Annotated in this window: 26 protein-coding genes, 1 tRNA gene and 1 pseudogene; 5 read left to right on the top strand and 23 right to left on the bottom strand. The window is 36.8% G+C overall.

Annotated elements, in window-relative coordinates; all coding sequences use genetic code 11:
* Window positions 1-7: 7 nt before the first annotated feature.
* Genes ACP5SL_RS01495 through ACP5SL_RS01515 form a run of 5 tightly spaced genes read right to left on the bottom strand, consistent with a single transcriptional unit; the run spans window position 8 to window position 2,670 of the window.
* Window positions 8-385, bottom strand: coding sequence for a 50S ribosomal protein L18e (locus ACP5SL_RS01495; RefSeq protein WP_014557602.1), 378 nt, complete (start codon window positions 383-385; stop codon window positions 8-10).
* The gene (locus ACP5SL_RS01500; RefSeq protein WP_193803551.1) at window positions 385-1,230 is read right to left on the bottom strand and encodes a DNA-directed RNA polymerase subunit D; all 846 of its coding nucleotides are present in this window, start codon (window positions 1,228-1,230) and stop codon (window positions 385-387) included. Before ACP5SL_RS01500 ends, ACP5SL_RS01495 begins: the two co-directional genes overlap by 1 nt.
* A gap of 12 nt (window positions 1,231-1,242) precedes the next feature.
* Window positions 1,243-1,644: a 30S ribosomal protein S11 gene (locus ACP5SL_RS01505; protein ID WP_148683541.1), complete on the bottom strand. Its 402-nt coding sequence runs from the start codon at window positions 1,642-1,644 to the stop codon at window positions 1,243-1,245.
* 13 nt (window positions 1,645-1,657) lie between these two features.
* On the bottom strand, window positions 1,658-2,164 hold the full coding sequence (locus ACP5SL_RS01510; RefSeq protein ID WP_014557605.1) for a 30S ribosomal protein S4: 507 nt from the start codon (window positions 2,162-2,164) through the stop codon (window positions 1,658-1,660).
* 11 nt (window positions 2,165-2,175) lie between these two features.
* Window positions 2,176-2,670 (bottom strand): 30S ribosomal protein S13, encoded by a 495-nt coding sequence (locus ACP5SL_RS01515; protein WP_014557606.1) that lies wholly within the window; start codon window positions 2,668-2,670, stop codon window positions 2,176-2,178.
* 250 nt (window positions 2,671-2,920) lie between these two features.
* On the opposite strand from ACP5SL_RS01515, the gene ACP5SL_RS01520 reads away from it, so the two are divergent.
* Window positions 2,921-4,297 carry an MATE family efflux transporter gene (locus tag ACP5SL_RS01520; RefSeq protein ID WP_428228078.1) on the top strand — a complete coding sequence of 459 codons (1,377 nt, stop codon included), beginning with the start codon at window positions 2,921-2,923 and terminating at the stop codon, window positions 4,295-4,297.
* A 1-nt stretch (window position 4,298) separates the two neighbouring features.
* Here the strand turns inward: ACP5SL_RS01520 and ACP5SL_RS01525 are convergent, their stop codons facing one another.
* The 8 genes from ACP5SL_RS01525 to ACP5SL_RS01560 all read right to left on the bottom strand — a co-directional run bounded on the left by ACP5SL_RS01525 (window position 4,299) and on the right by ACP5SL_RS01560 (window position 15,391).
* A complete protein-coding gene (locus ACP5SL_RS01525) occupies window positions 4,299-5,402 on the bottom strand; it encodes a M42 family metallopeptidase (protein ID WP_428228079.1) in 1,104 nt (367 codons plus the stop codon).
* Between the two features lie 66 nt (window positions 5,403-5,468).
* Complete coding sequence (locus ACP5SL_RS01530; protein WP_272984952.1) at window positions 5,469-6,644, bottom strand: M20 metallopeptidase family protein; 1,176 nt, start codon at window positions 6,642-6,644, stop codon at window positions 5,469-5,471.
* Window positions 6,645-6,700: 56 nt separating this feature from the next.
* Window positions 6,701-7,930 carry a sodium:solute symporter family protein gene (locus tag ACP5SL_RS01535; RefSeq protein WP_428228080.1) on the bottom strand — a complete coding sequence of 410 codons (1,230 nt, stop codon included), beginning with the start codon at window positions 7,928-7,930 and terminating at the stop codon, window positions 6,701-6,703.
* A 36-nt stretch (window positions 7,931-7,966) separates the two neighbouring features.
* On the bottom strand, window positions 7,967-8,191 hold the full coding sequence (locus tag ACP5SL_RS01540) for a hypothetical protein (RefSeq protein ID WP_428228081.1): 225 nt from the start codon (window positions 8,189-8,191) through the stop codon (window positions 7,967-7,969).
* Window positions 8,192-8,193: 2 nt separating this feature from the next.
* Window positions 8,194-8,415: a DUF3311 domain-containing protein gene (locus ACP5SL_RS01545; protein ID WP_014557611.1), complete on the bottom strand. Its 222-nt coding sequence runs from the start codon at window positions 8,413-8,415 to the stop codon at window positions 8,194-8,196.
* Between the two features lie 156 nt (window positions 8,416-8,571).
* Window positions 8,572-8,657, bottom strand: a tRNA-Ser gene (locus ACP5SL_RS01550).
* Window positions 8,658-8,743: 86 nt separating this feature from the next.
* Window positions 8,744-12,517: a S8 family serine peptidase gene (locus ACP5SL_RS01555; RefSeq protein ID WP_428228082.1), complete on the bottom strand. Its 3,774-nt coding sequence runs from the start codon at window positions 12,515-12,517 to the stop codon at window positions 8,744-8,746.
* A gap of 192 nt (window positions 12,518-12,709) precedes the next feature.
* The gene (locus ACP5SL_RS01560) at window positions 12,710-15,391 is read right to left on the bottom strand and encodes a hypothetical protein (RefSeq protein WP_428228083.1); all 2,682 of its coding nucleotides are present in this window, start codon (window positions 15,389-15,391) and stop codon (window positions 12,710-12,712) included.
* Window positions 15,392-15,577: 186 nt separating this feature from the next.
* Between ACP5SL_RS01560 and ACP5SL_RS01565 the strand changes: the two genes are divergently transcribed.
* Complete coding sequence (locus tag ACP5SL_RS01565; RefSeq protein WP_014557614.1) at window positions 15,578-16,162, top strand: hypothetical protein; 585 nt, start codon at window positions 15,578-15,580, stop codon at window positions 16,160-16,162.
* Window positions 16,149-16,670: a hypothetical protein gene (locus ACP5SL_RS01570; RefSeq protein ID WP_193803558.1), complete on the top strand. Its 522-nt coding sequence runs from the start codon at window positions 16,149-16,151 to the stop codon at window positions 16,668-16,670. Before ACP5SL_RS01565 ends, ACP5SL_RS01570 begins: the two co-directional genes overlap by 14 nt.
* 1 nt (window position 16,671) lies before the next feature.
* Here the strand turns inward: ACP5SL_RS01570 and ACP5SL_RS01575 are convergent, their stop codons facing one another.
* From ACP5SL_RS01575 to ACP5SL_RS01595, 5 genes are all read right to left on the bottom strand, one after another.
* Complete coding sequence (locus ACP5SL_RS01575; RefSeq protein WP_014557616.1) at window positions 16,672-17,229, bottom strand: cysteine hydrolase family protein; 558 nt, start codon at window positions 17,227-17,229, stop codon at window positions 16,672-16,674.
* A 54-nt stretch (window positions 17,230-17,283) separates the two neighbouring features.
* Complete coding sequence (locus tag ACP5SL_RS01580) at window positions 17,284-17,886, bottom strand: HD domain-containing protein (RefSeq protein WP_014557617.1); 603 nt, start codon at window positions 17,884-17,886, stop codon at window positions 17,284-17,286.
* 116 nt (window positions 17,887-18,002) lie between these two features.
* A complete protein-coding gene (locus tag ACP5SL_RS01585) occupies window positions 18,003-18,416 on the bottom strand; it encodes a secondary thiamine-phosphate synthase enzyme YjbQ (protein WP_193803559.1) in 414 nt (137 codons plus the stop codon).
* 13 nt (window positions 18,417-18,429) lie between these two features.
* Complete coding sequence (locus ACP5SL_RS01590; RefSeq protein ID WP_428228084.1) at window positions 18,430-19,098, bottom strand: MBL fold metallo-hydrolase; 669 nt, start codon at window positions 19,096-19,098, stop codon at window positions 18,430-18,432.
* 112 nt (window positions 19,099-19,210) lie between these two features.
* Window positions 19,211-19,894: a dolichol kinase gene (locus ACP5SL_RS01595; RefSeq protein ID WP_428228085.1), complete on the bottom strand. Its 684-nt coding sequence runs from the start codon at window positions 19,892-19,894 to the stop codon at window positions 19,211-19,213.
* A gap of 90 nt (window positions 19,895-19,984) precedes the next feature.
* On the opposite strand from ACP5SL_RS01595, the gene ACP5SL_RS01600 reads away from it, so the two are divergent.
* A complete protein-coding gene (locus ACP5SL_RS01600; RefSeq protein ID WP_148683542.1) occupies window positions 19,985-20,518 on the top strand; it encodes a hypothetical protein in 534 nt (177 codons plus the stop codon).
* Here the strand turns inward: ACP5SL_RS01600 and ACP5SL_RS01605 are convergent.
* The 4 genes from ACP5SL_RS01605 to ACP5SL_RS01620 all read right to left on the bottom strand — a co-directional run bounded on the left by ACP5SL_RS01605 (window position 20,515) and on the right by ACP5SL_RS01620 (window position 23,685).
* Complete coding sequence (locus ACP5SL_RS01605) at window positions 20,515-20,988, bottom strand: NUDIX hydrolase (protein ID WP_193803562.1); 474 nt, start codon at window positions 20,986-20,988, stop codon at window positions 20,515-20,517. The two genes, ACP5SL_RS01600 and ACP5SL_RS01605, sit on opposite strands and share 4 nt — an antisense overlap.
* Window positions 20,978-21,697, bottom strand: a complete 720-nt coding sequence (locus tag ACP5SL_RS01610; RefSeq protein WP_428228086.1) for a flavodoxin family protein — start codon at window positions 21,695-21,697, stop codon at window positions 20,978-20,980. The genes ACP5SL_RS01605 and ACP5SL_RS01610 overlap by 11 nt, the downstream gene beginning before the upstream one ends.
* Window positions 21,698-21,787: 90 nt before the next feature.
* A complete protein-coding gene (locus tag ACP5SL_RS01615; RefSeq protein WP_428228087.1) occupies window positions 21,788-23,272 on the bottom strand; it encodes an oligosaccharide flippase family protein in 1,485 nt (494 codons plus the stop codon).
* Entirely contained in the window at window positions 23,269-23,685 is a 417-nt protein-coding gene (locus ACP5SL_RS01620) for a phosphatase PAP2 family protein (protein ID WP_158308293.1), read from the bottom strand. The genes ACP5SL_RS01615 and ACP5SL_RS01620 overlap by 4 nt, the downstream gene beginning before the upstream one ends.
* 441 nt (window positions 23,686-24,126) lie before the next feature.
* Here ACP5SL_RS01620 and ACP5SL_RS01625 point away from each other — a divergent pair, with 441 nt between their 5' ends.
* Window positions 24,127-25,062, top strand: a complete 936-nt coding sequence (locus tag ACP5SL_RS01625; protein WP_148683545.1) for an aminotransferase class I/II-fold pyridoxal phosphate-dependent enzyme — start codon at window positions 24,127-24,129, stop codon at window positions 25,060-25,062.
* A 4-nt stretch (window positions 25,063-25,066) separates the two neighbouring features.
* Here the strand turns inward: ACP5SL_RS01625 and ACP5SL_RS01630 are convergent.
* A pseudogene (locus ACP5SL_RS01630) lies at window positions 25,067-25,335 on the bottom strand (hypothetical protein); the annotation flags it as partial.

Here is a 25,335-nt window from a genome sequence, read left to right on the forward strand (position 1 = left end):
CCTCTATTTAAACTATTATTCTTTTTGGAAGAGAATCTATTTTGTCTTTCAATTCTTTATTTCTCAATAAGTCGTCTAATAAGTAAATCTCCGCTCCGCTTTTTTTGAGCTTCTCATATGCTTTCATAGAATATGACTCGGCGATTATTACTATTTTTTTAGTTAATTTGCCTGAGCCTAGAACTTTTCCGGGTACTACTACTACTTCTCCCTCATTAGCATTCCGATTAATTTTTGATATATTCGCTTCAACCATCTTTCTCCTCGGTGCTGAAAGCTCCTCACTTATTCTTTCCCATATATTAGCTTGCTCATCCTTTGACAATTTCTTCAAACCTTTAATGAGCTTTCTTTTTAGTAAATTTGTAGGACCAGTTCTTGCCATTATTTTAATACCTCCATTTCTTTTATTACTTCTTCAAAAGCTTCTGCTTTTTTATTCAAAATTTCTAAAGCCTTTTCAATTATTAATTTTGTTGAAAGCGAACCCGTTGATTCTACTCTAAGTATTTTCTTATTTTCAAGATAATTAATCTTCATGCATTTCCTACAGACTTTATCCTCGCAAAATCTAAGAAGGCTTGTATTTTTGAAATTTTCGAGCTCGATTTTTCCTTTTTTCATTTCCATCATTTTTTCTGCAAGCTCTTCACTAAATTCACCGATACATTTTAAGCATTCATTAGATTCTTGTTCCTCGCATTGTTCAAATGAAAAAGTAATTTCGGGCACAGAAATTAAAGCTGATATAGATACAGGGCTCCATTTTATATGCTCTTTTCCTCTCCCCAATCTAGCCTCAGCTTCAAGAACAATTTTTTGCCCTTTTCCTAAAACCACTATTGGAATATCTTTAAACACTGGATAAATGTCAGGATCTTCTGACTTCAATTCTCCCGTGTATACTACTTTTTTATCTTCATCTTTATTCTCTACTTCTAAGTGAAGAATATCAAAGCAGTTTTCGCAATTTGTACATTCTGCGCATTCCTCAGGCGCCCTATATTTTTCCAGCGCTCTATCACTGTAAAGAGGGATCATCCCTAAACGATGGGCTAAGACTTCGTCATGTAAGACACTGTTATTTTCCAAAATTAGAACGTTGTCTACTGCCATTGTAGGGACTTCTTCAATTATAATTCTTCTCAGAGAAGTGAGCACCTCTTGAGGTGCATCTTCAATATATAGTTCTAAAAAATTTTCTTTAATATTTATCGGTTTGATCTTCATAACCTTGACCCTTTACACTCTTCTACCTCTTCTGCCACCAGGTCTTCTTGTTGTATCATGCGGAATAGGCGTTACGTCCTCTATCCTTCCAATAATAAATCCTGATCTTGCTAAAGCTCTAATAGCTGCTTGTGCACCAGGTCCTGGAGTTTTTGGACCGTGACCTCCTGGAGCTCTTACTTTTATATGTATTGCTGTAATTCCTCTTTCCATAGCTTGTTGAGCCGCCCTCGCGGCACTGATCATTGCAGCATATGGAGATGGCTTCTCTCTATCAGCTTTAACTACCATACCTCCTGAAACTCTAGATGCCGTTTCTGCCCCAGACAAATCTGTGATATGAACTATAGTATTGTTTAAACTGCTGTAAATATGAGCTATACCCCATTTCAATTCTCTACTACTTGAAGACATGCTCTATCACCATTTACTGGCTTGCTTCTAATTCTCTCTTAAAAGGACTACTGCTGATTATATCGATTAAATCTTCCTCGCTTCTCTTTACTAAATATCCAGGACTGGTTACTCTTCTTCCATTTATACCAATATGCCCATGAACTATCATTTGCCTTGCCTGGTAGATTGTTTTTGCTAAGCCTTTTTGATATACAATTGTCTGAAGCCTTCTGTTCAATATATGCTCTGCATTAATAGAAAGTAAGTCATCTAAAACAGCATTTGACTGAACAATTCCCTGAGAGTACAACCTTTTTAATAAGTTCTCTTCTTCTTTTTTCCTTACATCTTCAGGCAAAGCTAATAGCTCTCTGGCCCTATGTCTAATTTTTCTTGCCATTGTTTGGGCTATCCACAACTCCTTTTTATTCCTGAGACCAAACTTACCTAATAATCTCAGCTCATTTTCTAGTCTTGTTTTATCCCAAGGATGACCAGGCCCTTCCCATTTTTTTCTAAGCTTTCTCGGATCGCCCATTTAATACCACCTTATGACTTTTGCTCAGAAGACTGAGGCTTTGCTGCAGTCTTCTTTTTAGACACACCTACAGTGACTCCAAGCCTACCAGTAGTATGAGTCCTCTGACCCCTAACTTTCAATCCTAGCGAATGTCTAATTCCTCTCCAGCTCTTAATTTTCTTTTCCCTCTCTATGTCTTGCTTTACTTTGAAAATAAGCTCTGAACCAATGAGATGAATATCATCTCCAGTTTCATAATCTTTTCTTCTGTTAAGCATCCATTTTGGCAATAAGTTACTTGCGGAAATTTCGCTAATTGCTTTTTCAATCCTGCTTATTTCTTCATCACTCAGAAAACCTGTCCTCTTCTCAGGATCAATATTTAACATTCTCAATAAACATACAGCAGTTGTATATCCTATTCCTTTAATGCCTGCTAATCCGTAAGCAAGCTTTTTTCTTCCATCAAGATCTGTACCAGCTACTCTAACAATATACCGAAATTGTCCTGCTTCTTCGGCCATTTTTTACACCTTTACTTCCATATTACAGCAAAATCCTATTAATTGATAAGATCATGAAACCAACAAGCATATATTTTAATATCTCAAGGGGTTTTTATTTGTTTCATGCTTTGAAACTTTATTTGTTTTTCGGTATTTATTAGGTTTTTGAAATTATTATTTGTTTATCCGATTGTTATAAATAATGCTATAACGAGTTGGTACATTGTTGAAAAATTGAGACAAGGATAATGAAGAGAGTGAATCTATATTGAAAAAGCTAATATCTAATGTATCACCTCAGGAGATACAGAGCGGAAATGTTTACAAAGTATTAGTTAAACTAGGTACGCCATTAGCTTTAAGCGAGATGGTGCAGGTAGCTTATGATCTTGCAAATCTCTATTGGCTTGGCCGGGTTGGAAAAGATGCTGTAGCGGCACCTTCAGCTTCATGGCCTTTCACATATACTTTTATCGCAGCAATGAATGGACTCCTTGCTTCCGGCACAACTTTAGTTAGCCAGTACAGAGGAGCAAATAATATAAATATGATGAATAAAAGTGTCGCTCAGACTTTTGTTTTGGCAATTATCTCGAGCCTTATAATATCTGTTTCTGGAATATTAACCATTCCATACATTTTATATGCGGCTGGAATACCAAGTGACGTCTATCCTTTGTCAGTAGTTTACTCAAGAATAATGTTCGTCGCTCTAATCTTTATTTCTCTCTGGGAATCGTTCAGAGCTGTCGTCTCTGCTTCAGGCAATACAATTACACCTATGAAGTACAATTTCTTTGGAGTAGGACTCAATATGATATTTGACCCATTTCTAATATTGGGAATAGGTCCTTTCCCTATGCTTGGAGTAGCAGGGGCTGGAATTTCTACATTGATTTCAAGAGCAATAGTAGCATTCATTTCTCTCAACAACATTATTCAAGGAAAAAGCAATGTAAGGTTGATAAAAAGTGAAATGAAAATTGACAAAAATATTTTGAAAATGATGGTAAAAATCGGAACTCCGTTGTCTGTAGCGTGGGTAATGGAGGCGCTGGGTTTTTCCATTTTGACGGCGATAATAAGCATGGAAGGCAGCACAGCATTAGCTGCATGGGGGATTGGGGACAGACCATTGAACTTGCTAAATTTTGCTACGATCGGTTTTATAAATGCAACGGGGATAATGGTAGGACAGAGCCTTGGGGCAAGCAACAGGAAAAGGGCAGAGGAAAGCGCTGAAAAATCATTGATGATAATCTCTTTAATTGGAGTGATTGGTGGGCTTATTTTTGGCGCTTTTGGGAGGCATATCGCTAGCTTTTTCATACAAGACCCTGATGTTATTGAGGCGACAACATATTACTATATATACATGGGTTCAACAATTGTGTTTTTCTATTATATTCAGCTAATGGGCGCAATTGCCCAAGGAAGCGGGCATACTAGGTTTGTAATGGTGGTAAGTATTCTCAGAATTTGGATAATCCGAAATGTTTTAGCTTATATTTTTGGACCAGGTCCTTTAAATATGGGCATTCCTGGCATCTGGATAGGAATGAGCTTAAGCAATATCATCTCTGGATTGGTAGCTTTAATCTGGATATTCAAAGCAGATTGGAAAAAAGGAGTGATTAAAAAATAAATCATTTGATTATCTTCTCCTTTATACTATCAATCCACTCAGGCTTTAAGCTTTCATAAAAAGCCTTAAGGAGCTCAACGCTATAATGAATATCGACAAGATCGATGACCTCAACTGGACTATGAATATATCTTGCAGGTATGCTTATAGTCCCAGCTGGAACTCCCTCTTTAGTTAGTTGAATTGCTGAGGAGTCCGTTGTTCCCCCAGTGAGAACTTCTGCCTGATAAGGTATTCCGCGCTCTTTCGCTACAGATATCATTTTTTCGAGAACAGCAGTGTTGGTTATTAGCCCAGAACCGCTTCTTCCATCAATTATTTTTATTGCAGGACCTTTGCCCAATTTAGCAACCTGATCCTGCTCATCCACATCTGGAACGTCATTTGCCGTGGTTACATCTAAGGCTATAGCTACATCTGGAGATATTTGATATGCACTTGTTCTTGCTCCTTTTAATCCAACTTCTTCTTGAACAGTTGCAACAAAATAAAGATCTATGTCATTTGGCTCAACTTCCATAAACGTTTTTAAAGCGACAACCAATCCAGCTCTGTCGTCAAAAGCTTTCCCTGTTACCCTATTACCTATCAAATCGGCGAAATCGTAATCAAACAACACTCTAGAGCCGTGTTCAATTCCCATGGACAATGCTTCCTGCCTCGATGATGCCCCTACATCTATAAACAGCTTGTTCATCTCAATAACTTTCTTCTCCTCTTCAGGAGTTATTAGATGAGGTGGCTTAACGCCTATAACTCCAGGAATCCAATCGCCTTTATTTGTTCTGACTTTTACCCTAGTCGCAGGAAGTATTCTTTCATTCCACCCTCCTACTGGAGAGAATCTTAGAAATCCGTTATCATCTATGTATTTAACTATTAAGGAAATCTCATCCATATGCGCAGCAATCATCAGTTTTTTTCCGCTTACACCTTTCTTAAGCGATATCACATTTCCCATGCTATCAATCCATATCCTATCAGCATACGGCTTCAAATCTTCAATTAACAGATCTCTTACTTCATCTTCCATACCGCTTGGACCATTTGCCTGAGAATATTTTCTTAAATATTTTTTGTATTCGTCTTTGTTAAAATTCTGCATATAACTCAACCCCAAATATTAAGATAAAAAATAGTTATATTAAAAGTTATCATTTAAGAAGGTTTCTTACCTTTTCATGAGCTCCAATGCCCCAGCGACAAAAACAGATGATCCTATCGGCAGTATCTTTTCGTTTAGATTAAACTTGGAGGTATGCACTCCGTAGATGTATCCCATCTTTTCATTGTAGGTACCTAAGAACATAAAGGTTCCTGGAACCTTTTCCAAATAGTATGCAAAGTCTTCTCCACCCATTGTTGGCTTTGATTCCACTACCTTTTCCTTGCCAAGCAAACCTTCAACTACATTTTTCATAATCTCAGTTACTTCTTGATGATTTATAAGAACTGGATAGCCATATAAATATTCTAAAGAGAAGTCTCCATTAAATGCAGATGTAACTCCTCTAATTATCCTCCTAAGCCTCTCCTCCATGCTGTCTCTAAGCTCCTTGCTCAAAGTTCTCACAGTCCCAAGCATTTCTACCTTATCTGGAATGATGTTATGCGCTGTTCCTCCATGTATTGAACCTATAGTTATCACAAAAGGCTCTAGAGGATCTACCTCTCTGCTAGATATTGTGTGAAGAGCATCTACCACCTTTGCCGAGATCATAATAGGATCAACTGCGAGATTCGGCTTAGCCCCATGACCTCCTTTGCCCTTAACGGTAATTTTTATCGTATCCGCCGCTGCGAAAAACGGTCCCTTTCTGTACCCTATAACTCCTTCTGGGAGTTCAGGCCAGACGTGCATTCCTAGTATGTAGTCTACGCCATCCAAAGCTCCTTCCTCAATCATTGGTTTTGCTCCTCCAAGCGTTCCTTCTTCTTCAGCAGGCTGATATAGCAGTCTCACTCTTCCATTGAACTTGTCCCTGAGCTCATTTAGGATTAAAGCTGCTCCATAGACCATGCTCATATGAGCATCATGTCCACATGCATGCATGAATCCCTCGTTTAGAGATTTGTATGGAACATCGTTCTCCTCCTTTATCGGCAAAGCATCCATATCAGCTCTTATTGCTACAGTCTTTCCCCCTTTCTCTTTGCCCTCTATATCTGCTATTATTCCAGTTCCCGCGAGAGTTCTCGGATGCAATCCTATCTTCTCCAAGTGCTCTACCAAGATCTTGTGAGTCTCATATTCTTTGTGAGCAATTTCTGGATGCTGGTGAAGGAGTCTTCTAAGCTCGACTATTTCCTTCTCCTTTTCCCTAGCTAATTCCAAAATATTTACCATTAAATTCACCCACTATTAATATTTTAAAATAAAAAATAAAAATTTTTTTAATATTATTAAGCATGTACATCATAGTCTGTGAATTCTTCTGGAGCGATGCCTGATTCGTACTTAATTTTAGCCATTCTGACAATAGCATAAACTGCTAGAAGAACTACTAAATTAAGTGCTAACCCCACTAGTCCTACGTATGCATATTTGAACCATGGGAGCAATGAAGATGCGAACTTCACTGTATATAGGCCATATGTAGTGAAAGTAACGCCAACAGCCCAACCTGCAGCTACGCTGTATTTGTCAAGGCTGTGCCAGTACATAGAAAGAATTATTGCAGGAAGCGTTTGAAGTAGCCACGCATAGCTCATAGTGAGTAGATAGAATATTAGACCAGAAGCTGCCGGTGTCAAGACAAAAATAAGGCTTGCAACTATCATTATAAACACCGAAATTCTCCCTACAAGCACCTGCTTCCTTTCGCTTGCCTGCTTATTGATGTATTGAAGATAAATATTTCTGGTTATTAAATTAGCCGCAGAAAGTGCCTGCAATGATGCAGGTATCATCGCTCCAATTATTATTGCTGCAAAAGCTATGGACACGAATGTTGGAGAGAAGTATGTAGTAAGTACGCTTGGAAATGCCAGACTTGAAACCTTATTTGGAACGAGATTTTCGCTCAAAGCTACTAATCCGAATATCGCAAGGATCAGCATCCATACCTGATATACTGGAAGTAGTACGGAGTTTTTCTTTATTGTTTTTGCATCCTTTGAACCCAAAATTCCTGTCAATAAGTTGGGGAACAGCAACCATGCTATACCATTTCCAAAAGCAAGTGTCATATATCCAATCATGAGGTTAGGAGGTATCATGTAGTTTAGTCCTTGAGCATCTAAGCTTTTAAAGACCAAGCTAAATCCATCGAACCTTATTGCAAGGACGACAGTTATTGTGATTATAACTGCCCATAGTAGAATGTCTTTTATTATCGCGCCTAGTGCTGGACCCCTTAACCCAGCGACAACGGTAAACGCTGCTACAATTAAAAAAGCTATTATATAGCTTTCCACAATAGGAAAATTCATTGCCTGAAGAACATATTTGATACCTACTATTTGAAGTGCTATGTAAGGAAGCATTGCGATAATTCCTGTCAAAGATATCAAAAGAGATAATGTATCGCTCTTGAACCTTTCCCTTACATAATCTCCTCCTGTAATCATTCCCTTTTTCTTCGCAATTAGATAAAGCCTAGGTGCAACGTAATACAAAAATGGATATGACATAGCACCGTAGACTGCTGAATATAGTATAAAACCTCCCTAACCATATGCTCCTCCAGGAACAGAAATCAAAGCATAAGCAGTGTATATATCTCCACCCATTAAGAACCAAACTATTAATGTGCCAAACTTTCTGCCTCCTATACTCCACTCACTAATTTTAGACATATCAGCTGCTCTCCACCTTGCTCCTAAAAATGCTACTATTATAGTTGAAGCGACTATTAAGAAGAACAGTGCTATATCAAATGTAGAAAATTCCACGTCTACCACCTCTCCCTATCAATGAACTTGAAGACAATAAATGTCAACACAGGCTGTATGAATATCCATGAAAATAAGTACCAATATAGAAAAGGCCATCCTCCTAAGTAAGGTTCTTTTCTGTTATAAATAGGCGCTGTAAATACTAGTGCAGTCCATGGTATTAGCATTAATAGCAATATTTTTATGAAATGCTTACCTTTTGATAATTTTCCTCTTTCCACAATATCACCTTAAATTATTTTTTAAAACCTTTTGTTTTTAAATTTTTTTATCGTTTTTTTTTTTTGTTTTAACAAAATTTCCTTTTTTATTTTAATATTTTAATAATTAAAATGTAAAAAATTTTCATAATTAATAACTAATAAAATAAGAAGAAGCGCCGGGGGCGGGATTTGAACCCGCGCTCCCCGTATGGGGAACTGGCTCTCAAGGCCAGCCCCTTAGTCCGCTCGGGCACCCCGGCTTTTTGCAAAAATATCAATTATTATAGAAGGTAAAAAAGTTTTTAATTTTTTAAAAATTATGTTTAAAAATAATAAAGTTATGTTGCTAAGAGTAGAAAAGCCACTGGGATCCGCTAGTTATCCAATCTTCAAATGTATATGTTGAAGCATACAGTTTGTATTGTCCCATATATTTATAATATACAGGAAGACCTGAAGACGTCGGCATGTTAAACTGTATTATTAGAGGAATATCTGCTCTGTATGGATAAATATAGTTGTTGAACTTCACAGTAAATGTTACCGTACTACCAGCAGGAATTAGCCCAGAATATGATCCAGGAGTTACATTAGCATTCCATGATGAATATGCAAAGAGTGGGTAAATCGAAGGAGCAACTACAGCATAATATTGAGTTGCCGCATATGGAAGCTTGATTGTATAAGTTACTGTACCCTGAGGTCCTAATTTAGATATTGGCAATCCTGAGATCTGAAGTGGAGTGACTGAGACTAAGAATCTTTCAGCATTAGTTGAACCGTCAAATAAAGCAGTTCTTACAATGAGCGTATATATGCCTGTATTAGACTTCTGTGTGGGATACTCGAAATATCTATACCTCGTGCTCGGGAACGTTATTGCAGAAAGGTTCTTCCCATCTATACCACCTGTTGCAGTCCATAGGAAAGTTCCCGCCCATAAGTTCTCATGATATGATACAGATTCTCCGAAGAATCCGCCTGCAAACTGTCCATCAGGACCTAATGCATAAGTGATTAAGCTTGTATTACTATAAGTCCATGTTGCTTTGAACTCGAATGCAGATAACGAAGGAGATTGGACGTTTACATAGAAATATCTCCAATCTCCGGCTTCGTATCTCCAGTCCCAATCGTTGTCCCCTCTGATGTTTGATGGACTCAGCATTAGGCTTGTATCTGTCATCGGATTGAGGTATAATGTGCCGCTCATCGGCATGTTTGTATACACAGTGTAGCTAATAGGGACGTCATAGACTCTATACGAACCATCTGAGAAAGTAGCTCTTACCCTCATAAAGGACTCATATACGGTAGGTGCTAATGAATATGCAAAGACAGTTCCTTGCAGAGTTACTGACTTACCAGGTAGCAAATTCATACTAATAGAAGGAACGTAGACTGCAGGATCTTTAACTAACATAAATTGAGAGATCGTCAATGTTGCAGGGAAGTTGACAAGTGGTGCAGAGCTATAATCTCTATGTATGAACACCCTTATAGCGAGCTTAGCATTCGGTCCAAATTCTTGTAGTAACTGTCTCGGATTGCTTATCTCTATGGAATTGTAGTTGGATGTCGCATAACCTACGTTTATGAACGCCAACTCGTTTCTATCAGGCACACCGTTTCCATTAGTATCATTTATCCAGACATATGCATAAACATCAATGTCGAAATCTGGATTATAATCGTCATTGTTGTCCAGCAACCTGAAGGGGGCATTAACTTCTGCTAATAATATGCTCGTGCCTGAGCTGATATTATTTGGAGAAAGGATTATCCATTGGTTTGATATTGTTGTTGATCTTGAAACGTTGAACAGCAACTGGTAAGTAACTGGAGCGAGTATCCTTTTCATTGTATAAACGCCATCTATACTGAAGGTTGCAAATGAGGTTGATGGATTCTGAATAGTAAAGGTGAAGCTCTTCATCCCGTTTAATGGAACATCTGGGACATAAATGCCGTAATAATTCTGTGAAGAGAATGCACTAGGAATGTTTGGATTTTGAACTTGGAGGTATGCTCCATAAAATCCTAAAAATGACCCTGGCATATAGTCCTGGAAAGTCCAGTACCACATGCTAGACATTTTAGATGCACTTAGTGAATACTCGCTTTGAGATGAAATTAAAAGCTCATCGGACTTTCCAAGTACATATTGTACAGCTCTCGTAATGTTGATCCTGCCGGCCCCCTGATCATAAGGCATGTATCCTAAGCTGTCAGCTGTATTCATTAGTATTTCCTTGAGCATTGATGGCGGAACACTATTGGCAGATGATCCCACTTTTTCTTCGAGCGCCTGTATCAAAAGTGCGACAGCACCAGCAGTTAAGGGGGTTGCATAGCTTGTCCCTCCAAAGATGTTATAATAAATAGGTATTGGGGCCGCTGTAATTCCCCAGGCACCAACATCAACTATATCTGGCTTTAAGTATCCCATTGGAACGGGGCCTCTGGCAGACCACATAATTATGTTATCTTGCGTATATCCACCATATCCATATCCAACCTGGTAAACTTTCCACAATGTAGATGCACTCACTGTAAGTGCTCCTACAGCGGCACCCGGAGAGGTGACAGTTCCAAATCCAGGCCCCCCGTTTCCTGCAGCTTGCACTACGAGTATTCCTGGGAATGAGGGATCTAAGAACCCTGGAGTTGTTAGAGCATTGATAAGCATTGATTCAATATCATAACCAAATCCAGAAATATCATATATGAAGTTGCTAATTCCCCAGCTATCGCTTATTACATCTGCTCTCTTTTCGCCTGTATAATAGATTGTACCGTTATTATTTACATCAAAACCTGAAGCCCACAAAAGTCCCATTTCAACATCTCCATACCATAAAGCCTTGACACCAATAACATTAGCATCCTTTGCAATTCCATTAACAATTCCATTGCCAGCTGCAGCGGAAGCACATGATGTACCGTGACCTTCAAAATCATAGAAGAGACTTATATAATTGCCGTTCAGATCCCATCCAGGATAATATGCACCATAACTATTAAACCAAAGTCCGACGTCATAGAAAAATCCACCAGCAACTCCTAAGCTAAGATCCTCTTCAGGAGAGTATAGTATTCTATTTCCATCATATGTGACAACAATATCTCCATTATCTCCAAATACACCATCATTATTTGCATCAATTACCAATAACGTATAGTTTCCTGGAGTATCAGGATCTGACATCAAGACACCGACACTAACTAATCCAGCTACTGTGTATTCAAGAGTCATACCAAATTTGTATACTCCATCAGACGAAGAAATATTTCCTACATAATAGTAAGGATATGAAGGGGTAACTGTCTCTTTGAACGGATCGAGTACTGTAAAGCTTGCGGAGCTAACATTAATATATCCTGTGCTGTTTGCCTCAAATGATTGAGTTAAAATGACCTGAGATTCGTCTGCATCCAATACCATTGGCTCTCTGATATTTGAAGTTGTCCCATAAACCGTTCTATAACTCCCAACATAGTAGATCAATTTGCTTTGCAGATCTGGATGTGCATAATCAACACCAGTGTCTACAATTGCTATTTTCACTCCACTACCAGTAATTCCATAAGAATTTTCTACAAAACTAGCACCGATAAGATTCCTCACGTCATTTGTTTCAGGTTGAATAGAATTGTTTACTCCAATCTGCGTATAATTATCGAAAGGACTAAAAGTACTGGGCTCGAAAGTTGGAACGGCACTAGCATATATATTTGTTATATATGTTAATCCAACTGCTTGTATTTGGTTATAAAGCAATTTAGCCGGACCATATAACCTAATTGTATACCCCCCATCTTTGTTCTTAACAGGATTTCCAAGTATTATTGGAACTTGTGAACCGTGAAATGAAAATGTATATCTGCTTAACTCTGATACAATTTTTGAAATTTGCTGTGAAGATTGTGGGGATAAGTACAACGAAACCATAACAGTACTATTTCCAAGCTGAGAGAGTGAACCTAGTTCCTTTGAAATTCCGCTCAAATTACTGCCTGTTGTACCAGTATTGTTATATGCAAACGCATTTATTGGTGCAGACATAATTACTATTAATATAATTGAAATCAACTTAAATAATACATTTCTATTTACCAAATTTTATTCACCTAAAAATCTTATTTCATTGTCATAATATTTAAATATTATCTTATTAAAATAAAATTCACTTACAGAGGGAAAAATACAATTATCAAAATTTTATTATAAAAATATAATAGAAATAGAAAAATTTAAAAAATATAAAAAAATAAAAATTAAAAAAATTAAAATATTGATATATTTTTTTACTTATTTACTTGGAGTAGTTGCTAGAGATTTCTTAAGGGTATTGTATACCATTGTAGATATTGCAAGCGCTACTAATACAAGTATCAAGGTTACCAAGCTAATGTACAGTGCATATGCTGCTTTGCTTGCAGCATCGCTTGCTTGCGTAGTAGCTGCATTAGCTGCAGAAACCGCATTGCTTACTTGACTGCTTAAATTACTCACTTGTGAAGATAATGCATTGATTTGGTTAGCAGCATTAGATGCTGCAGTAGCTGCATTCTGAGCCTGGGTCGCTGCACTGTTTGCAGAGGTTGCTGCATTCTGAGCTGCAGTTACTGCCTGCGAAACTTGGCTAGATAGCTGGTTAACTGATGTGCTTAAACTATTGACATTATTAGATAAAGTGCTTAATTGAGAGCTCATAGTATTTAATGAACTATTAATACCGTTTAACGCATTGTTTATTGTGCCTACCGCTGCATTGAGATTGTTCTGCAGTGTTGTTAAACTGTTTGAAAGTTGAGTGCTAACGCTAGTTAACTGACTAGAGAGAGCACTTTGAGCACTGTTAATGCTACTTGTAATGGTACTGACTGCATTCTGCAAATCACTATAAGTCGCAACCTCTGTCAAATTGTTAATTACATACGCATAGCTTGCATCAGTCGCCTGAATTACTGGCGTGCTAGTGCTTGATGGCACATAATATGTTAAATTAACCATATATGCACCTGGTTCGACGAATGGAATCCACAATCCTAGTACGTTAGTAAATTGACTTGTCAGTAAACCATTGCTCGTTGAAGTCCATCTCTGAACGTTGGTAGTTACAGCCATTATAGCATCTGTGTTGTTTATCAGCACTCCAGCCATAGCAACACCAGCTGGGAATCCAGTACCAATTACTCTTACTATGCCAGAACCTACTAATATTGGTGCAATATCTTTATTGAGATCTAGTAGCAATATCTTTGGAACTACTTGAGCAGGCGTGTTAGGTAATATATTAGTACCATTGTAGAATCCTAAGGTAATCGTTCCAATCGATGAACCTGCAGCTTGCAATAAATAGGTACCTTCAGGAACTGTTGGTACAGTGAAACTAAAGGTAGCCGAGCCACTGTTATCTGCTGTAGCTGTTCCTACTTGTATATCACCAAAGTATATATTAATTGTGTCTCCTGGTACCAATCCGGTAACTGTAACTAATACTTTATCTCCAACATAGTCGCATGTACCGCTTACTGCTGCACACTGAGAGCAGTATTTCTCACCAACATATTGCTCACATGGACATACTATTACAGTTTGATTATTATAGCCTGCATAAGCAATTGGACTGCTTTTCGGTTGCATCGTAATTGGGTTAATGATCTCATAATATCCTCCTGCACCAACTACTATAGCTGCTCTGTACTCGAAGCCCCAGCTATCTATTCCCCATATGTAGTGGGCGCCAAATGTAATATTCGAAGATGGCATAGTAACATTAAATGTTAAGTTTCCATCTTTGCCCAAAGTAAATGTTCCTAGATATATTGACTGATCAAGGGTCACTGTCAAGTAGTTTGTCTGATATCCATAGTAAGTTCCTGGACCGTAACCGTAAGCTACTACCGTTATTGTTTGTCCCGGAGTTACAATTGCGTTAGATGGATAATATATTATGAGAATTCTCTGCACAAGATAGTAATCATCGGGGAATGTTATATTATTGCCATTTGATTCGACTACAGTTGGTATGTATAAGCCAGCAGTCATGTTTGTTGGATAGTATTGATAAAGGTTAGAGAAGTTAAAGAACCCGTAGCTGTTAGTCGTTATATTACCAGAGGAAACATCAAAAGTATATGATACATTTGTAAAGTTCTTGTTGTGCAATGTTACATTCATTACTTGAACATTTGGATCGAAGCCGATGCCAATTAATGTTAGATTCTGAAGTTGCTGGTCAATACCATTTCCGGTATTTGGAGATAGTACCAGTTGTGGAAGGACTGTAAATGTTCCAGGTTTCTGATTACTTATATAGGTAGCACCAGAGCCAATAAAGTATACCGAATATTGCCCCATCGGAATACCTTCAGTGAAGTTTGAGCTTGAACCGTATAATGGTAGAGTTGTACTTGCAGTTCCATTAGAGTTCACAGTTAAATTTGTACTTAAATTATATACTGCAGTGAATGTATTGCTGGTAAAGTTAAATGCTGTAATAACTGCATTTGGATCTACACCATAAACGTTGACGGTAATGCTATTTGGATTGCCTAAAGTATCAGCACATGGAGTTTGAATCGGAGATATTTCAACTTTTGGATATATATTGAGATAGCTGTATTCGCTAGTAAGAAATCCTGAAACTAGAACATATACTACAGGTGAAGATTGTATGCCTGGAAGAGACTTTGGTAAAGTCAATGTCACATTATACAATCCAGTCGTAGATGGACTTATTGTTTGTGTTACCCATACATTAGATCCAACTGAATCACTAGCCAGTTTTATTGTATATGTACCTGGCAAATTAATTTGCAGACTTACTGTGATTGGTTCTCCTGGATAAGCACTGCCATCTGGCGCGGTTCCAGTAACGCTTATTATAGTTGCTCCTCCTTGTTGAGCTACTGCAATTGGTAATGCAAGTATTACTATAGGTATAATAGCTAATAATATTAGACTAATTTTTTTCATATTGTCCATAGAGGATTTACCTCCTTTGCATTTTACTATTAATTTAATTTCAGGTATTTAAGAGATATGTGTCTTTATGTATATATAAAAGAATTTATTGTATACAATTGCTTATAATAATGCATGCATAAAACAATTAATTTTTAATAAGAATTTAAATAATGATTATATTAAAAATTTAAATGATGATTATCAATGAGCGAAAGAGGAAAAAAGAGGTTTCTCGCTATTTCTGAAGATATAATTACAGAGGCAATGAACATAAGTGAAAAAGTTGGAATCCCCTTCACTACACTAATAGAGAGAGCTCTCAGCGATGTTTTCAAAGTAATGAAGTACAAACCGCAACTGATTGATGCGCTTTCATACGCTGATGCAGTAGATGATATACGAAAGCTGGGGGGAATTGTTATTCCAATGACTTTTTTCAAAAAAAACATTGAAAAGTTAAGCGATAAGGAGCTGGAGGATTTAGCCAATGAGTTGTATAAGATGAGCCTATGGTATGGAGAGCTTGCAAAGGTAAAAAGAGGAATAAGCGTAGATGAGTTAAAGAGAGCTATATCATTATGGATACCTAGCTCAAATATTGAGGTGATTGAAAATGGATCAGAGATGAAGATCATTGTCTCTCTATTAGATGCAAATGATAAAGTTTTGTCTGTAAGTAAGAGAATCATTGAGGGATTGCTCGAAGGTTTTGACTTAAAAGTTAAGGAAATTTCCTTAGGAAACAGTCTTATAATAGCAAAGGTGCACGGAAAAATTGAGGAAAAATAGGAAGAGCATTGCAGCTGACTATGATTTAGCTGAAAGGTTGAAAGAATTTTCAAAAAATAGAGGAATGAATTTTTCTAAGTATTTAAATGAGATTTTGGAGCAGTGCGTTTATGCTGAAAAGCAGGGCCTTTACCCACCAAACCTCCTAAAGGAGAAGAGGAGGCAGTATGTGCTTGAAAAGCTAGGATTTGTCTTGTTGCCTTCTGATATAATTGAAAAAGCTAAAGATGTAGGAGAGCTTGAAAAATATGGAGAATCAATAGGGAAAACCATTTCTGAGCTCAGTAATGAGTCATTTGAAATTGTAGAGATGCTTGTAAACAACATGAAAATTGGCTTTTCGCAGAGTGACTCCGTAATGCTTATACCTTCCTACGGCTACCAAGAATTTCTAAGAATTTTTGTCGTTGGAATAGCAAAGGGGGCGGGTTTAAGAGTTGAGAAAAAGGGGGAGTTTTACTTAATATATCGAAATAAAGATGAAGCTATGAAAAGTGAAAGTTCCTGATCTAAAGGTTTTGATTTTCCTCAATTATCCTTTTTATTTCATCCTTCGAAAGAACCTTTGCCCCGTAAACTTGGGACATATATACTAAAGCGTAACCGTGATCGCTTTCACTAAATGCTGCAACGCATTCTTTTGGTATAATTATCTTATACCCTCTGAAAAATGCATCTGCAGCTGTATGAAGAACGCATATATGAGTACTTGTTCCAGTTAAAATCAAAGTATCTACATCCAGCTCCCTCAATAACAGATCTAAACCTGTAGAGAAAAATGCGCTGTACCTCCTCTTCTTAATAATGAATTCCCCATTTTGGGGCTCTAGCTCTTCAATTATTTTGCTTCCCCACTCTCCTTCAATCGCATGTTCTCCCCATACTTCAATTTCTCTATCAACCCCTTTGATATGAGAGTCAACAGCATATATCACCGGTATACTGTTCTTTTTTGCAAATTCCTTAAGCTCCCTTATGCAGGGAATAATTTTCTTTACATTTTCATTACCGAATTTTCCATCGACAAAATCGTGGATCATATCTATTATTATTAGGGAAAATTTCATTTGAAGCATACCTCCATAGTAAAAAATTTCCTTATATTGATAAAAATTTTTCAGTTAAAGTCTTATTTCCCTATCAAGTTCTTCTAAAAACCGCTCAACAAACTTACTTCTCTCTTCCGCAATTTCCTTTCCGGGTTTCGTATACATCTTATCTTTAAGCTTTAGAATTTTCCTGGAAAAATGCTCAAAGCTCTCATTCAAGCTCCTTTCATGCTTTCCACTATATGCAAAAACTCTAGCTATTCCAACCGCTCCGATTGCATCAATCTTGTCTGCATCGCTTAATATTTTGGCCTCAATAGATCCAGGCTCGATACCAGAAGAGAATGAGTGCGCTCTTATAGCATGCGAGATTTTTTTGATTTTTTCCTCTCGGATCCCGAATTTCCTCAAAATATCTTCAGAAATCTCTGAAGCTAAAGCTTCGTGATTTTCATCATCGCTTACTCTTGATATGTCATGGAGATAGGCTGAGGCAAGGAGTACGAATGTGTCGACTTCCTCTTCCACCTTTTCGCCAATATATAGGCATAACCTTACAACCCTTTCAACATGCTCAATTCCATGTGTTATGTCTTTCTGTGGCATGACTGACCTTGCTAATAATTTAAGAACTTCCAGCACATTTCTTTCTTCTTCCTTTAATTCGGTTAACATATTCCTCTCTCTTCTTAAAAACGTTTTGAAATATTTTGCTTAAAGTATTTTAAAACTTTTGCGATATTGCGTCTCATTAGCATTGATAAATCAAAAAACTATCTAAATAAAAAGGATCATTCGCCGATTACTTCTATTAGAACTTGTCTTCTGTTTCTTGGTCCATCAAGCTCAAACAGCATAATTTCCTGCCATGTTCCCCTTATGAGTTTTCCATTCACTAAAGGAAACACTTTTGAAGGACCGAAAAATGAAGCCGCTATATGGCTATCTGCATTATTATCTATCAGATTGTGATAGTATTTTCTTTCTTTATCAAGAAACTCATCAATCCAGTTAATTATATCTTTCTTTAACCCTTGTTCGTCCTCATTAACTACTATAGTAGCAGTGGCATGGGGCACAAAGACTAGAACAATTCCATTATTAATTCCGCTTTCTTTTACAGCCTGTTCGACAAAAGATGTAATGTTTACAAGCTCTCTTCTATTTTTAGTATCAATAGAAATGCTCTTTACGAATGTCTTCATTAAAGAGCACCCTTTAAGATTGAATTATAGAATTGAAGAAATCTATATACTTTGCTAGTCTAAACTCGATGCCATGTCCAGGTAAAACAAGTGCATCTGCGTTTACTCTTTCATGTATTAATTTGATGCTCTTCTTCATTTCCTCCTCATTACCGCCGAAGAAATCAGTTCTTCCTATGCTCCCTGCGAAAATTGTGTCGCCAGAAAAAGCTAAATCAACCTCTCTTAAATAGAGGAGTATGCTTCCTGGTGTATGTCCTGGAGTCTTGAGCACTTCTATTTCTTGATCGTCAAACTCTATTTTTTCTAAATCTTTTAAATCAATATCAGGATCTAAAGGGCAATCCTTTTCATTCAAATTAAATCTTTTTAGAACTTTTTTATTGTGTTCTTTCAAGAACAAATCCTCGCTACTCATGAAAAATTTTGCATTATATGCACTTTTGATTTCGTCTACTCCGCAAACATGATCAAAATGACCGTGTGTTCCAATAACCCATATAGAATTTAAATCTCTATTTTTTAAAAAATCAACAATTACATTGCTACTTTCTCCTGGATCTATCATGAGAGCCTTTTTCGGATCTTCGCTGAAAATAATATAAGTGTTCGTTCTCAAAACTCCGTGCTTTATTGCATATATAGCTAAATTACCAATACTAAATTTCTTTATTGCTTGCATAATTGTAGTCTACCGATTATTATTAAAATTGTCTGAATTTACAAATTTTTCGATTATACTATCTTTGCTCCTATATAAGACAGAAAAGCTCTCATTTGATTTTTATCATTACTCACAAACCAAAAGAGAAGAATTTTGCTATTATAAGTATTATTGAAGACGAGAGAACTATCAAGATATTGTCATCTAATGGATTATACTCGTATCTTTCTACAAAAGATGCGACAACTGAGGCGATAACTCCCCAGTACCCAGCATATATATATCCAATTGGTATCATTAATGCTGCCATAGCGAGATTGCCTGCCCAGTGCTTAGTCCTCTTTCCAAAGAGGAGGTTCCTCACTATACCGGTTATTCCGTCTCCAAAGCTTATAAGCATAGGCGGCAACATCGCAACGAAAGGGTTGCCCAGGTATAGCCACAGAATCAGTATGGAAAAACCCCAAGCAAATGCGAAATTCACTTCATATTTATTCTCATCGACTTGAAACCAATAATACTTTTTCCTGCTTTTGTGCTTGTAGAGGAGAAAAGATCCTAGCAAAACTGCAAATAAAAATGGCGTAAAAGGTTCTTTAAAGATAAATGGGATAAAGGCAGAAACAACCCCTCCAACAAAAATGTGTATTATCTTCCTGTTGTAATATACAGCTTTCCTTTCTTTTACTCCTCTTCTTATCATAGCATCATATGTTTTCCTAGTCACATAACATATTAATAAAAAAACGTATATAGCTAATGGAATTGCAACAGCTAAGTCTCTAATAAATACATCTATACTGTACGTTTCCAAGCGATAAACACCATGGCAAAATACATTAAATTATTCCTGACGAAAGTATTAAATCTTTTTCTAAAGAAAAAATTACAAGATGATGCAAAAATGCCACTTAACAGAAAGATAATGGCTGCCGACCAAGAATTAGCGGAGAAGCTTTCAAAGCTTGCTGAAAAATATAATACTAGCCTTTTCAACTTAACAAATAAGGCAATTTCTTCTTATATAATAATGGAAAAGTCTGGGTATGGAGATCCTGTAGATGGAGCAGTAGATTTGACAATTTTTCAAACGCTCTTGTCCTTCGGCTTCAAGCTAGAAATTCCCAATCTAGAGGGTGATGAAGCGAAAAAAGCTGGAAGAGCTGTTTGGATTTTAATATCCAGCAGGGTCGATGGGGCTGACAAAGATAAAGTTCTCCTCAGACTTTTAAGCTTATTTGTTGGCGAGAAGAATGTTTTCACTGAGACTAAAAATGGAGAAAAGAGATTTGTAGTTTCCCTTCCTATAAATCCCAAGGTAAATGAAGAAGCTTTAAAAGATATCATATATGGATTTTTAGAAGAAGCTTATGGAAGAAACAGGTTCGAAATTGAGAATAAGGCTAAGCTTTTAATAATCAGTATTTTTTCAGATTAAATTCTATCTATCTTTTCGATATATTTGTTGAGCACAGGAAGTCCGCAGATGATATCTCCATTTATGTACTTTTTCAGGAAGTTAATAGTAGAGTACGAAGTTTCCTTGCTATTAATTGCCTCTGATGGAGAGAAAAATTTTGCGTCTCCTGCATCACTTCCAGCCTTAAGCTCTCCTCTGACATTCTCAAAAAGCACATCTATGAGAATATAATGCCTCCAAACGCTTTTATCCTCTTTTAACACTATAAGCTCATCGACATTAACTATACACTTAGCATCTCCAATAAGCCCAGTTTCTTCATAAAGCTCTCTTTTTGCTCCGTCAAAGATCGTCTCTTCAAGCTCCAAGTGCCCTCCTGGAATCGCCCACTTTCCTTCTTGCGGTGGGTAAATTCTCTTAACAAGCAAAATCTCTCCTTTTTCATTAAATACGACAGCACCTACACCTACAAGAGGTCTAGCACTCATCACCTTTCGCCTTTTCTATCCTCTTCTCTAGGCTGTCATTCTTCCCATCTCTTTCTGCCATTCTCTTCGCATAATTTTTTATTTCATTCAGATCATATTCAAAGCTATACCAAGGTTCTTTCTCTTTTTTCATAATTTCAGCAGCCCTGCATACATTTATCCCTAAATTATACGAATCATATACAGCAAAGCCGTTGTCTAGTGAATCGTCAATTGAATGGTGATAAGCAAGTGACCAAGGAGGAATATGATATCCGAAGCTATTGAATACGTCCATCAAATATGCAATTGTCATTGAGGTTCCAGTGTCTGATCCTGTAGCAATGAATGCAGCAACTTTTCCGTCGACTAGGCTTTTACCAGTGTGGAAAAGCATGTTTTCTAAGCTTGTGAGCCTGTCTATAAAATTCTTCATTATGCCTGATACCATGTACCAATAAACAGGTGTTGCTATTACGACTCCATCACTCTCAATCAGTTTCCTTGCTAAAGAATTAAAGTCGTCATCGTCTATAACACAGGGGAACTTGCATGCCATTATATCATCTGATACGCATCCTGCACATGGCTTTATCTTATGATCTTTAAGGTAAATTATCTCAGTCTCGCATCCTCTTTTCCTTGCCCCAAGCTCTGCTACATACATAAGCTTCGTGCTATTTCCCCCCTTTCTAGCTGATGCATCAATAAATAGTATCTTCGCACTCATATTTTTCACCAAATGGATCAAAAATCAATAAAAACGATAAAGCAAAATCCCTTAATTTTATTTTTCATTTTGAAAATTCAAAAATGAGTATTATTCGAACAGAGGCTCAAGTATTGGCCTCATTTTCTGATATAACAGTGAAGTCCTCTCTTCTCCCAGTAATGCTCTCGATATCTCCTTAAGATCCTCTTTGGTGACTATCTTCTCTTTTATGTAAATTAAGTAGGAAGATGCCATAATTAGCATGCCAAGATACCAAGATAACCTTACAAAAAACAGTAGTACCGAAAAGATGAGAGGCACGCTTATTAGAATAGCTATTTCTTTTTTCTTAAACTGAACTTGAAGCTTGTATGCAATGTACAATAAATATAAAGCACCTAAGTAGGAGCCTGTAGTAAAGCTTATAGCAGCTCCTATTCCACTCATTTTTGGAACTAGGATAAAATAAAGGATTACTCTAGGCACGTTTGTTATTAGTCCGCTTTTTAAAATTGTGAGATAGTCACCATAAGCATACACAAGGCTTGAAACGAATCCGGAAAAAGCTACAGGTATACTTCCAAAGAGCAGAATTACCAGCGGAATCGAACCTGAGGACAGCTCTTTTCCAAATATATCCAAAAGCAGAGTTGGGTAGACCATTATATAAAAGCTCACTGGTAGCATTAGGGCAAGACTTATCCTGAAAACTCTAGAACCTACCCTTTTTCTCCCATCGCTCAGTCCTGAAAGTACAGGGAGGAGAAGGCCATTTAAAATATTTGATATGTTTAATACTACATTTGCTAGCTGAGATGCGATGAAGTATGAACCTGTCTCAAGACTTCCTATGGTTCCATAAAGCAATATTACACCGAACCACTGACCAATTGTGGAAATAACACCCGGAAGCCAGCTCGGAATGCCTGCCCTCAACAGCTCTTTGAGCTTATCCTTGCTGAAGTATATTTTAAATCCTGTGATTTTTAAAGAATGATAAGAATTTATTACGAATTGAACTACAGTGCTGACAAAGTATCCTAATGCCGCACCGACCCATCCGTAACCAAAATACACAAGCAGTACGCCCAATGTAAACTTGAAAATTGCAGCTGCAACTACAGATATAAAAATGTACTTTGTCAGCAGTAAGCTTTGAAGAAATGAGGTGAAGGATCCGGCGAAACCCACAAATACAAGCAAAGCTGCTATTGTTAACTCTTCAGTACTATAAGAACCTGCCCCTCCGAAGAACTTGCTGTAGATAAAAACGAGGATCCCGCCTATTATGTAAATTAAAAGGGAAAAGTAAACAGAAGTCCATAAATATTCACTTGCACATTCATTGCTTTTCTTTATCCCTATACACAGACCTGTATATCTTGATAACCCAGTAGTAATGCCTAAACTAATAAGCCCTGAAATTAGGCTTGATAGACCAACTATTGCTGAAACTGTTCCAACAATGCTTCCTCCTGCAATCCTTGAGATGATCAACCAATAGAAAAATCCCTGAAGATTACTAATTATGGTTGAAAGATATAGCCAAAAGCCACTTGAAATTACCTTACCGACATGACTTTCTCTGCTCAATTATTACCATCTTCTTTATTTTTAAGCTGAATTCTATTCTTTCCAAATAATTTTATATATAATTTATCTAGTTGTGGGGATAAAATCTCGACTAACAAAGAGGACTCTATTCCTAAAAATATTCCAAAAACTACATCGCTGAACCAGTGGACTCCCAGCATTATTCTAGATATAGCGATCAAAATTGTGTATATCCAACTTAGAATGCTGGCTATTTTCCCTTTTTTGCTTAAATAATAGCTTGCCACGGACGCTCTTGTAGAGTGTCCGGAAGGGAAGCTATAATAGTCACTTAAGAGCGATAAGAATCCAGCGGGAGGAGGGACAGTTGCATTTGGCCGCGGAACTTTAGTTACATCCTTCAAAATTAGTACAAGAACCGAACTTATAATAAACGCAGAAGCAAAATCCAATAGGTTTTTAGAGAACTTTTTTTTACGCGTGATTTGATAGATCGCAATTAAGCCTCCTATTATGACAAATGAATATATGCTCGCCGTTTCAGAAAAAATTTCAACAAATGAATCGTATTTTCCTCCATAAGAGCTATTAATGCTAATATCTAGAAAAGAAAAAAAGCCATAAATTCGTAAAATTAATAGCGCTAGAATTACAGCTGTATTAATAATCAGTGATACTTTAATTTTCTTATTTATATTTCTTCACCACACTATTAGAACTTAAAAATAATAATTCATTTTTTGTTAAAATTTTTTCTTATTAGTAATCAAAAAAGTGAACATTCTGATCATAACATGCATATGGTACGACTGCTTATAATAATTAATTTTAAGCATGAAAACTATTAATATTACTTTCAAATCAAAATAACTTCATTGAACAAACTGAAAGAGGTGCCTGCCATTAAGCTCATTCCGACTTGGGCATTTAAGGATGTCATTGGAGATGAAATGGGGAGAACACGGAATCTAGAATACATAAACACGATAAAAGAAAGATTGAAAAAGTTTGGACTGGAATTTGCTTTATTTCACGAAGTCCCTCTAACAAGCATTGCGATATCTTCAGATTCGGATTGCATTCAAACTTTTTCCCCCACTACAGGAGAGGAGGATTTAAGTCTAATAGCTACTTTTACGGGAAAAAGGATTATATTCTCTAATCCTTATTATTTTAACGGTAATTCAATCGTCTTTAAAGAAGATGAGCTTAAAGAAGAGGGATGCATGAGCTACGCTTCTAATCCTAACATACCCCTTGGTTTTTTCATGAATGAAGAGAAAATTGTAGAAATTGCAAAGAAACTAAACGGATTAGTTGTCGTAGATTCAACATATGATTTCCTTTTTGATAATGATCTCAATCAAATTATAATAAATGAAAAGCTTGCAAGATTACTAGACCAATTCAGAGAAGCTGAAGTTCTAGTAATTAAAAAACTTCATAAGATATTTGGTCTTTATGAGAACCCATTGATTTTATTGTACACTAATTCTCACAGAGTTTTTGAGACATTGAGCTTAATAACTAACAACGAAGAAAGACTATGCATTGATTGTCTTTCACTTTACGGAAGGATACTTTCAGATAATGAATTGCTAAACAGAATCAATATAATTAAAGAAAAGCTAGAAGAAAAGAAGAAAGAGCTTATTAACGTGATAAGATCGAATGGGGGAATAGTATTTGAATCACTAGCTCCGTATTTTGTCGCCAGTTCGTTAAATGAAAAGGTTTTAAAAGAGCTTTCAAAGAAAGCAGAGCTCGAAAAAGCTGGAGAGTACTTGTTTCTAGGAGAAAAGTATTATGTAATTTTTCCAAAATTATAATTTATCAACTTTTCTTGCTTTTTCTCGATTTTCTTATATGACCCTTTTCTTTTTTAACCACTTCACCGACGGCGTCCTCATTACCTTTTCCGCTATTGCTATCTTTTTCTTCATCTTTAAGTAGTGAAGAGACTTCTTTTTGTTCAACCGCTTTGGCTGTCTGATCACTATAATTGCCAACAATGTTTTCTTTCTTCTCTCCCTGTGCATTACCTTCGCTCCGCGTTTTCTGCTCCACATTCTGCTCCTGCTCTAATTTCTTAAGCTCCTCAT

Source organism: Fervidicoccus sp. (assembly GCF_049967375.1).
GTDB classification, from domain to species: Archaea; Thermoproteota; Thermoprotei_A; order Sulfolobales; family Fervidicoccaceae; genus Fervidicoccus; species Fervidicoccus fontis.